At 73.6% G+C, this 9,894-nt stretch carries 8 protein-coding genes; all 8 read right to left on the bottom strand.

Annotated features, from left to right (window positions below; genetic code table 11):
• Window positions 1-153: 153 nt before the first annotated feature.
• Window positions 154-1,902: a discoidin domain-containing protein gene (locus ABZ641_RS17505; protein WP_359982768.1), complete on the bottom strand. Its 1,749-nt coding sequence runs from the start codon at window positions 1,900-1,902 to the stop codon at window positions 154-156.
• Window positions 1,903-2,043: 141 nt separating this feature from the next.
• Window positions 2,044-3,060 carry a LacI family DNA-binding transcriptional regulator gene (locus ABZ641_RS17500; RefSeq protein WP_359982766.1) on the bottom strand — a complete coding sequence of 339 codons (1,017 nt, stop codon included), beginning with the start codon at window positions 3,058-3,060 and terminating at the stop codon, window positions 2,044-2,046.
• A gap of 296 nt (window positions 3,061-3,356) precedes the next feature.
• Window positions 3,357-4,412: a LacI family DNA-binding transcriptional regulator gene (locus ABZ641_RS17495; protein WP_344628104.1), complete on the bottom strand. Its 1,056-nt coding sequence runs from the start codon at window positions 4,410-4,412 to the stop codon at window positions 3,357-3,359.
• Window positions 4,413-4,849: 437 nt separating this feature from the next.
• Window positions 4,850-5,206, bottom strand: a complete 357-nt coding sequence (locus tag ABZ641_RS17490) for a DUF6755 family protein (protein WP_344628105.1) — start codon at window positions 5,204-5,206, stop codon at window positions 4,850-4,852.
• Window positions 5,203-5,799 (bottom strand): Rieske 2Fe-2S domain-containing protein, encoded by a 597-nt coding sequence (locus tag ABZ641_RS17485; protein WP_344628106.1) that lies wholly within the window; start codon window positions 5,797-5,799, stop codon window positions 5,203-5,205. Before ABZ641_RS17485 ends, ABZ641_RS17490 begins: the two co-directional genes overlap by 4 nt.
• The gene (locus ABZ641_RS17480) at window positions 5,796-6,413 is read right to left on the bottom strand and encodes a 4Fe-4S dicluster domain-containing protein (RefSeq protein ID WP_359982762.1); all 618 of its coding nucleotides are present in this window, start codon (window positions 6,411-6,413) and stop codon (window positions 5,796-5,798) included. Before ABZ641_RS17480 ends, ABZ641_RS17485 begins: the two co-directional genes overlap by 4 nt.
• A 4-nt stretch (window positions 6,414-6,417) precedes the next feature.
• On the bottom strand, window positions 6,418-8,715 hold the full coding sequence (locus tag ABZ641_RS17475) for a molybdopterin oxidoreductase family protein (protein ID WP_359982760.1): 2,298 nt from the start codon (window positions 8,713-8,715) through the stop codon (window positions 6,418-6,420).
• On the bottom strand, window positions 8,712-9,722 hold the full coding sequence (locus ABZ641_RS17470) for an MFS transporter (RefSeq protein ID WP_359982771.1): 1,011 nt from the start codon (window positions 9,720-9,722) through the stop codon (window positions 8,712-8,714). Before ABZ641_RS17470 ends, ABZ641_RS17475 begins: the two co-directional genes overlap by 4 nt.
• Window positions 9,723-9,894 lie beyond the last annotated feature (172 nt).

Raw genomic sequence — 9,894 nt, 5'->3', positions numbered from 1 at the left:
CCTACATCTCCACCAACCCCACACCCCCCTTCCCCCCCCCGCCGCCCTTCCGATCGGCGCGGTGTCCCGCCCCTGCCGGCCGGCCGGGCACCGCCGCCCCGCACCGCGCGCCGAGGCCCGGGCCGGCGGCGGCTCCCGCTACCGCAGGGATTCCTACTGGTACACGCGGACGTAGTCCACGAGCATCTTCTGCGGCAGCACGGTGGTGGCGTCGGGCGCGCCCGGCCAGTCACCGCCCACCGCGTTGTTGAGGATCAGGTAGAACGGGTGGTCGTACACCCAGGGGCCGCGGGTGGCCTCCAGGGCGGTGCGGTCCACGGTGAAGAAGGCGCTGCCGTCCACGTAGAACGTCATGTGGGCCGAGTCCCAGTCCACCGCGTAGGTGTGGAACGCGTTGGCGAAGTCCGTGCCCGCCAGGGTGTACGGCGAGCCGTACCCGCCCGCGCCGTTGTAGGCGGGCGCGTGCAGCGTCGAGTACACCGAGTCGGCGACCTTGCCGACGTGCTCCATCACGTCGATCTCACCCGAGTACGGCCACGGTGTACCGGTCTTGAAGTCGGAGCCGAGCATCCAGAACGCCGGCCACAGGCCCTGGGTGCCGGTCACCTTGATCCGCGCCTCGGCGTGACCGTAGGTGAAGTCGAAGTGGCCCGAGGTGTTGATCCGGCCCGAGGTGTACTGGCAGACGGTGCTGCCGGAGAGCGGGTCGCGCGGGCAGGCCGATCCGGGGGTGACCTCCTTGCGGGCCTCGATCACCAGGTTGCCGGTGCCGTCCTGGTAGAGGTTCTTGTTGCCGGTGGTGTAGTACTCCAGCTCGTTGTTGACGCCCGCTCCGGGGTCGGTGGTCCACTTGCCGGCGTCCGGCGCGGCGCCGTTGGAGCCGTTGAACTCGTCGCCGAAGACCAGCCGGCCGGCCGGGAAGGTCGGGTTCGGCGGCAGCGGCGGCGGGGTGACGGGGCTGCCGCCGGTGCCGAACACCTGGAACTCCCAGAGCGAGTAGCCGTACTGGCTGACCCGGGTGGTGCCGTACATCCGGACGTACCGGCCGGTGCCGTTCAGGTTGGAGACGGTCTCCTTGAACCCCTTGCCGGTGGTGGTGGAGTAGATGTCCGTCCAGTTGACGGCGTCGCCCGACACCTGCAGCTTGTACGCGGTGGCGTAGGCCGGGTCCCACTGCAGGACGACCTTGTGGACGGTGGCGGTGGCGCCGAGGTCGATGTAGATCCAGCCCGGGTCGCTCCAGGCGGAGGTGGCCCAGCGGGTGGCCGGGTCCTGGTCGACCGCCTTGCTCGGGGTGCAGTTGCCGCAGCCGCCGTCGTTCTGGCTGCTGGAGGCCACCGCGGGCTTGTCGTACGAGAGTTGGACGTCGCCGCCGCCGGTGCCGCCGCCCGGGGTGCCGTAGACCTGGAACTCCCAGAGCGAGTAGCCGTACTGGGTGGCGCGGGCGGTGCCGTACATCCGGACGTAGCGGCCGGTGCCGTTGACGGTGAGGTTCTGGGTGCCGCCGGTGCCGCTCGCGGTGGTGTAGACGTCCGTCCAGGTGCTGCCGTCGGCGGAGGTCTGCAGCTTGAAGCCGGTCGCGTAGGCCGCCTCCCACTGCAGGACGACCCGGCTGACGGTGGCGGTGGCGCCGAGGTCGACCTGCAGCCACTGCGGGTCGCCGAAGGCGCTGGACCAGCGGGTGCCGGCGTTGCCGTCGACGGCGGCCGAGGCGGGGAAGGCCACGCCGTTCTCGGTGGAGGAGGCGGTGACGGTCTTGCCCTGCGAGAGCAGGCTCTCCGCCGCGGGGGCGGCCGGCGCGAACGGCACGAGCAGGGCGCCGAGGGCCAGGACGAGGGCGGTGAGCAACCGGGTCAGCACCCGGTGGGGGCGCGCCGCGGCGGCCGGTGGTGCGGTGGTCATGGGGAACTCCAGCTGGGTGGGGGTGGTGCGGAGTCGGTACTGCGGTGCACGGGTGGGGCGGTGCGGCCGGCGCGGGCGGTCCGCGGGCCGGCGGCTGCGTGCGGGTGTGGTCCATGGCCGTCCTCGGAGTGGGGGGAGCGGTCAGGCGGAGTCGCGCAGAACCAGTGCGGTGGGCAGCACCAGCGCCGGTCCGGCCTCCTCCCCCGCCGCCAACCGCTGCACGAGGCGCACGAGTTGGCGGCCGAGCTGCTCGATGGGCTGGTGCACGGTGGTGAGCGCGGGCTCGGCGGTGCGGGCGCAGTCCACGTCGTCGAAACCGACCACGGCCACGTCCTCGGGCACCCGTCGGCCCGCCCGGCGCAGCGCCTCCAGCGCACCCACGGCCATCAGGTCGGAGGCGGCGAACAGGCCGTCGATCCGCGGCTCCTCCGCCAGCAGCCGGGCGGTGGCGGCCCGCCCGCCCTCGACCGTGAAGTCGGCCTCGGCGACCAGCGGACGGCGGTGCCCCCGGACGGCCTCCCGCAGGTAGGCGCCCAACCGGTCCTGCCCGGCCGGCGTGGACGAGGGCCCGGCCACGGTCGCGATCCGGGTACGGCCGATCCTCTTCAGGTACCGGACGGCGGCGGCCGCACCGCCCGCGTTGTCCACGCCCACACAGGGCAACTGCACATCGCCGTAGGCCCGTTCACAGCAGACCACGGGCACGCCGGTGCCGGCGAGCAACCCGGGCAGCGGGTCGCGGTCGTGCACCGAGGCGAGCACCACGCCGTCCACGTGGCCGCCCCGCACGAACTGCTCGATCCGCCGCCGGCCGGCCGCCGACCCGGCCAGCAGGATCACCAACTGCTCGTCGGACTCCTCGAGTTCCGCGGTGGCCCCGCGGATCAGCGTGGGGAAGAAGCCCTCCGAGAAGACCTGGCCCATGCCCTCCGGCAGCACCAGCGCGTAGGAGCCGGTGCGGCGGCTCACCAGCGAACGGCCGGCCTGGTTGGGCACGTACTGCAGATCGGCGACGGCCCGCAGCACGGCCGACCGGCGGCGCTCGCTGACGGGGTGCGACCCGCTGACCACCCGGGAGGCGGTGGCCCGGGACACCCCGGCCCGCTGGGCCACGTCCTCCAGGGTCGGCCGGTGCCACTCCGGGGCGGTCAGGTCCACGAGCCGTCCTCCTCAGGACCGACGATGTCGAGAGAGCGCTCTCTCACCAGCGCCACGAGAGTGCCCCCGAAAAACCTCCGGTGTCAATGGGCGTGCAGCTGACTACTGACTCGAACGGAGAAAACGCTCTCCGGCGTGGGTGCACCCCAGGGGCGCGGGGAACTGCGCAATCCGAGGTGGGCCGCCGTAGGAATCAAGGCTTGGCCCGTGCCGTTGTGACACCCACCCCTGGATTGCGCAGTGCTCCCCCAGCCTTCGACCGGGAGGTGTCCCCACGCACCCCTGGTGGTGCACCCTCAGGCGGACTGCCGTACGACCAGCGTCGGCCGGAACACCACCATCGGCATCGTCTTCGCCGGCTCCGCGATCTGCCGCAGCACCAGCCGCGCCATCTCGGCCGCCATGTCCTCCACCGGCTGCCGCACGGTGGTCAGCTGCGGGTCGCAGGCCAGCGCCGCGCTGCTGTCGTCGAAACCGATCACCGCCACGTCCTCCGGGACGCGCCGCCCGCTGCGCGACAGCACCGGCAGCGCCCCGAGGGCCATCAGGTCGGAGGCGATGAACACCGCGTCCAGGTCGGGCGCGCGCTCCAGCAGCGCCCGCATCGCCGCGGCCCCGCCGTCCTGGGTGAAGTCGCCCTCGACGTGGACGGCCTCGCCGCGTCCGTGCGCCGCGAGCGCGTCGCGGAAGCCGTCGAGCCGCTCCCGGCTGGCCGGCATGTCCAGCGGTCCGCTGATGGTGGCGATCCGCTGCCGTCCGAGTCCGACGAGGTGGTCGACGGCCAGCCGGACGCCCTCGCGCTGGTCCACGTCGACGTAGGCGATCGAGGCGGAGGAGGCGGGCCGGGAGGCCAGTACGGCCGGGATGCGGGCCTCGGTGAGCCACTGCGGGAGCGGGTCGGAGGCGTGCGAGGAGACCAGGATCACGCCGTCCACGTGGCCCTGCCGGAGGTAGCCCTGCAGCTGGCCGCGCGACTCCGCGTCGTCGGCCAGCATCAGCACCATGGCCATCCCCTGGGGCCGCAGGACCTGGATCACGCCGCTCACCACCCGGCCGAAGTGCGGGTCGGTGAACATCCGGCCGACGAAGGGGTCGAGCGGCTGCCCGCGGCGCTCCGCCTCGGAGACCACCAGCGCCACCGAGTTGGTGCGCCGGGTGACGAGCGAGCGGGCCGCGGAGTTCGGCACGTAGTTGGTCGCGGCGACGGCCTCCTCGACGATCCGGCGCAGCTCCGGGTCGACGGTGGACTTGCCGTTCACCACCCGGGAGACGGTCGCCCGGGACACGCCGGCCACCTTCGCGACGTGCTCCAGTGTCACGGGTCTGGTCGAGGGAGGCAGATCGGTGGTCACGCTGCCAGTTATACCCCGTGGAGTGCGGCAGCCCGCCCCCGCCTCCCGAACCGGCCGTTCGGGTGCCGCCCGGCCGGCCCGGCCGCGCCGTCGGCGACCGGCCCACGGACCGGGTCGGCGTCCACGGGCTCGACGACCTCCGCCGGCGGCTCGCCGTCACCGCCGGGTGGCCGGTGAACGCGGCGGTGACCGCGCTGGAGGAGGCCGGTGGAACGGTCCGGGCGGCCTTGCGCTCGGGCGGGCTCGTCGGGCTGGACGCCGCGACCGGCGCGGTGCTGCCGCGCACCGACCTCGCGGTGGACGGCATCCCCGTCGTGGCGCTCGCGCCGGCCGCGACCGGGACGGGACGGCCGGTCGTCGGCACGGTGGACGGGCGCGTCCTCGACTGCGTGGCCGCACCGCCCGGCCGAGCCCGCCGCCGGCCGTCCCGGGGCCGGCTACCGGTCCTGGCGCGGCGCGTACCACCAGACGCCCAGCACCACCAGGAAGGAGAGTGCGGAGAACCCGGTGCACCACCAGGCGGTGCCGGTGCGGCCCTCCATCCAGGCGTCGGTGGCCACGGTCAGTGCCCAGAGCTGACCGATCACGACGGTGCAGACGAGTGCGACCCTGGCGCTGAGCATCGAGGAGCGCTCCGGCTCGTGCTCGCCGCCCGCGCCGGGCCCCGGACCCGGGGAGTGCACCCGCGGGTCGGCGTAGCCGCTGGTCGCCCGGATCTGCGGGTAGCGTTCGTGCAGCGGCCGGTTGAGGCCGGGCTGTTCGCTGCCGGCGTGGTACTCCTCGGGGGCGGTCACGAGTCGCAGCCGATCCGGTCGGCGAGGTCCGGGTCCCGCTCGCGCAGGCCGCGGCAGAGGCCGGCCTGCGGGTCCTCGCCGGAGCGGGCGGTGCCGACCGCCCAGACGGCACCGCGGGCGTCCTCGACGAGCAGCACCCTGGGCAGCGGCCGGGGCGGCGGCCCGGCGGTGACCTCCCCGGTGCGGATGTCGAACTCGCCCTCGTGGCAGGGGCAGTACAGGTCGCCGTCGCGGCCGTGGTCGGGCCGGCGGACGACGCCGCAGGCGAGGTGGGTGCAGATCGTCGACCAGCCGACCAGGGTGCCGTCGGAGAGCCGGGCGGCGATCGCCCGGTCGTCCTCGCCGGGGTAGGAGAAGGAGACGGCCTGGCCGCGGCCGATCCGGTCGGCGATCCGCAGCGGGGTGGCGGTGCCGTCGCCGTGCCGGGGCAGTACGCCGGCGGCAACGACGGTGGAGCCGACGGCGAGGCCGCCGGAGACGGTGGCGACGATCCGCAGGTAGTCGCGGCGGGTGGTGAGGGAGTCGGCGGAGATCCGGTCGACCAGCGCCGCGTGTTCGAGCGGGGTCCCCCCGGTGTCCGACGGGTCGGTCATCGCGGGGCTCCGTTCCCGGGCGTGGGCCGCCCGTTGACCTCGACGAGCGGCAGCAGCCCGCCCGGGACGGGTGCGCGGCGCTCGGCCGGCACCACGACGGCGACGCCGGTGGCCACCTCGGCGTCTCCGAAGCTGAACTGCGTGGAGACCTCGACGCCGGGCCGCTCGGCCCGGAGCTCCTCGACCGTGCCGTAGAAGAGGGCGCCGGTCGGGCAGACGGTGGCGCACATCGGGGCCAGTCCGCGGGAGGTGCGGTCGTAGCAGAGGTTGCACTTCATCTGGAGCTTGGCGTCGAGGTCGATCTTGGGGACGCCGAACGGGCAGGCGCTGACGCAGTTGGCGCAGCCGATGCAGCGGGTGGGGTCGGCCTCCTGGACGACGCCGTCGGCGGTGATCAGGATCGCGTCGGCCGGGCAGACCTGGGCGCAGGGCGCGACCGGGTCCTCGCAGTGCATGCAGAGGGTGGGCAGCGAGGCCACCGAGTGGCCCTCGTCGGGGTAGTCGAGGTGGATCATCGACTTGCCGCGGTGCGAGTCGCACTCGCGGCAGGCGGAGACGCAGGCCTGGCAGCCTATGCAGCGTCCGGGGTCGATGAAGACGGTCCTGCCGAGCATCCGGTCAGCCCCTCTCGGCGGTGCCGCGCCCCTGCGGGGCGGTCGGCGGCAGCGGGTCGGTGCGTGAGGCCTGGGCCTCCGGGTAGGCGGTGTGCCCGGGCGGCACGGGCGGTGCGGGCACCTCGTCGAGGTGCTCGGCCCGTTCGATCCGCACGGCGCACACCTTGTACTCGGGGATCTTGGAGCGCGGGTCGAGGGCGTCGATCGTCAGCTGGTTGGCGGCGACGGGGGACGGCCAGTGGTAGGGCACGAAGACGTGGTCGGCCCGGATCGCCTCGGTGACCAGCGCGGGCAGCACGGTCGCGCCGCGGCGGGTGACGACGCGGACGGCGTCGCCGGTGCGGAAGCCGTGCGAGGGGTGCACCTCGACCCAGGGCCGCGGGGTCTGCTCGACCAGTCCGCCGAGCCGCCGGGTCTGGTTGCCGGACAGGTAGTGCGCGACGGTGCGCCCGGTGGTCAGCGTCATCGGGTACTCGTCGTCGTACGGGTCGGCGGGCGGGTGCCATTCGACGACCTGCAGGTGCACCCTGCCGTCCGGGTGGTAGGTGCGGCCGTCCTCGAACAGCCGCGGGGTGCCGGGATGGTCGACGGAGGGGCAGGGCCAGGCGATGCCGCCGGTCTCCTCCAGCCGCTCGTAGGTGATGCCGTGGTAGTCGACGACGGTGCCGGCCGAGGCGCGGCGCAGTTCGTCGAAGACCTCGCGGGAGCCGGCGAAGCGGAACTTGTCGCCGGCGCCGAGGCATTCGGCGAGTTCGCAGAGCACCCGGGTGTCGGTGAGCACGCCGGGCGGCGGGTCCTGAGCCTTGTTGTGCTTGACCACCCGGGCCTCGGCGTTGGCCATCACGCCCTCGTCCTCGGCCCAGGTGGTGACCGGCAGCACGACGTGCGCGTTGGCGGCGGTCTCGGAGAGGAAGAAGTCGAGCTGGACGTGGAAGTCGAGGGTGTCGTAGCCCTCCTTCACCACGGAGTGGTGCGGCAGCGAGACGAAGGGGTTGTTGCAGACGCCGAGCAGGCCGCGGATCTCGCGGCGCCGCATCTGGTGCACCATCTCCATCATCGAGGTTCCGGCGGTGGGCAGTTCGGCCTCGTCGATGCCCCAGATCTCGCTGATCTGCCGGCGGTGCACCGGGTCGAGGATGGACCGTCCGCCGGGCAGCAGGTCGGCCTTCTGCCCGTGTTCGCGGCCGCCCTGGCCGTTGCCCTGGCCGGTGATGGTGCCGTAGCCGCAGCCGGGGCGGCCCAGGTTGCCGGTGGCGGTGCAGAGGTTGATGACGGAGAGGCAGTTCTCCACTCCCTGGGTGTGGTGCTCGATGCCGCGGGCGTGCCAGGCCATGGCCCGCGGCGCGCTGCCGAACAGCCGTGCCACCTGGACGACCTGTTCGGCGGGGATCCCGCAGATCTCCGCGGCCCGTTCGGGGGTGTACGCGGCGACGGCCGCCCGGACCTCGTCCCAGCCACTGGTGTGCGCGGCGAGGAAGGCCTCGTCGGTGAGGCCCTCGCGGACGACGGTGTTCAGCACCGCGTTGAAGAAGGCCGAGTCGGTGCCGGAGCGCAGCGCCACGTGCACGTCGGCGGTGCGGGCGACCGCGGTCTGCCGCGGGTCGACGATGATCAGCACGGCGCCGCGGTCCCGGGCGCCCCACACGTACTGGGTCATCACCGGGAAGCACTCGCCGACGTTGGCCCCGGCGATCAGCAGGCAGTCGGTCTGCAGGATGTCGGCGAACGGGTTGGCGGCGCGGTCGATGCCGAAGGCGAGCTTGTTGGCGCCGGCGGCGCTGACCATGCAGAGCCGGCCGTTGTAGTCGACGTGCCGGGTGCGCAGCGCGACCCGGGCGAACTTGCCGACCAGGTAGGTCTTCTCGGAGAAGAGGCTGGCGCCGCCGAGCATGCCGAAGGCGTCCCGGCCGTGCTCGGCCTGGATCGCGCGGATGCGTTCGGCGATGTGGTCGAGGGCCTCCTCCCAGCCGACCTCGCGGAAGGGCTCGCCCCGGGAGCGGCGCAGCAGCGGGGCGGTGAGCCGGTCGGGGTGGTTGACCTGCTGGTAGGCGTTGAGGCCCTTGGGGCACAGCCGCATCCGGTTGATGTCGTGGTTGCGGGGTTCGACGCCGAAGACCTTGCCGCCGGCGACGCGCAGGTACATGCCGCACTGGACGCCGCAGAAGCAGCAGTGGGTGGGCACCAGGGTCTCGTCGCCGAGGTCGGCGCGCCAGCCGGCCGCCGGCAGGCCGCCCGCGTCACGGAAGCCGCGGGTGCCGGGCGGGGCGATCACCGGGTCGATGCGGCGGGCGGAGTCGGTCACCGGAAGCCCCGTTTCACCTCGGAGAGGTAGGCGCCGCCGCGCAGCACCCGTTTGCAGCGGGGGCAGGTCTCGGCCCAGCTGTCGAAGTCGAGGTGGAGGTCGCGCATGGTGCCGCGGAGGTTGGCGACGTAGGCGGCGGTGTCGATCGGCCGGCCGCAGTTGCGGCAGTGCAGGATCTCGCCGTCGGTGCGGGAGACCAGTTTGAACAGCTGCATGCCGACGGCGGCGGGGCGCTGCACGATGTGGAAGAACTTGCCGAAGGGCAGGTAGACCAGGGCGAGCACGACGGACGCCATGTGCAGCACGGACAGGAACTGGTAGCCGCCGCCCTGGAGGGCGATCTCGGAGAAGGTGAGCAGCAGCCCGGTGACGGAGACGGTGATCAGGGCGAGCAGCGGGACGAGGTCGTAGCCGAAGCGCTGTCCGGTGACGGCCTGCCGGTCGCGCATCCGGCGCCACAGGAAGTAGCCGCTGCCGCCGATCACCATCACGGCGGCCAGGTCGAGTCCGTGGTAGAGCGCCCAGCCGAGGGCGCTGTCGTAGGTGAAGCCGAAGACCTCGATGCCCCACAGCCGCATCCGGTAGCCGGGGCCGTCCGGGCCGACTGCCGTGAAGGTGAACCAGCCCCAGGTCAGCGGGAAGGTGATCGCGGCGGCCAGCAGGCAGCCCCAGAAGAGGAGTTGGTGGGCGGCCCAGCGGGCGTGCGAGCGGGCGCCGAGGAACTTCTGGAAGCCGAGGTAGGTGACGGCGAGCCGGGGCAGGTCGGTGGGCAGCCGGCGCAGGTTGTGCCAGGAGAGGGCGGCGCGCCATCCCTGGCGGAACAGGCGGGCGGCCGCGGGGGCGGAGATCCAGACGGTGTAGCGGTGGACGACGCCGAAGGTGAGGAAGACGGTGGCGACGGCGTAGGGCACCAGCGCGGAGTCGAAGTCGCGCAGTCCGCGGCTGCCGAGCACGATCGCGAGGATCAGCAGCAGCGAGACGCTTGTCGCGGCGAGGAAGGCCCGCAGGGCGACCCGCCGCGGCGGTGCCGGCTCGGGCGGGGGTGCCGGCGGTGCCTCCTCCGGCAGGCTGGTCGTGGCCACCCGGGCCTCCCGTCGTCGTGTCCGGCCGTGTCCGCAGGGGTCCCGACGACCGTATGCGGCGCGGCCGTTCGCGGCCCGCCGGGGCGGCCGGGCGGGT

This window comes from Kitasatospora sp. NPDC007106 (assembly GCF_040634455.1).
Taxonomy (GTDB): Bacteria; Actinomycetota; Actinomycetes; order Streptomycetales; family Streptomycetaceae; genus Kitasatospora; species Kitasatospora arboriphila.
This window is presented reverse-complemented; position numbering and strand designations above follow the sequence as displayed.

Excerpts from the sequence above, each read along its gene's own strand:
- ABZ641_RS17505 (WP_359982768.1), bottom strand. The coding sequence starts at position 1,902 with ATGACCACCGCACCACCGGCCGCCGCGGCGCGCCCCCACCGGGTGCTG.
- ABZ641_RS17485 (WP_344628106.1), bottom strand. The coding sequence starts at position 5,799 with ATGACCGACCCGTCGGACACCGGGGGGACCCCGCTCGAACACGCGGCG.
- ABZ641_RS17480 (WP_359982762.1), bottom strand. The coding sequence starts at position 6,413 with ATGCTCGGCAGGACCGTCTTCATCGACCCCGGACGCTGCATAGGCTGC.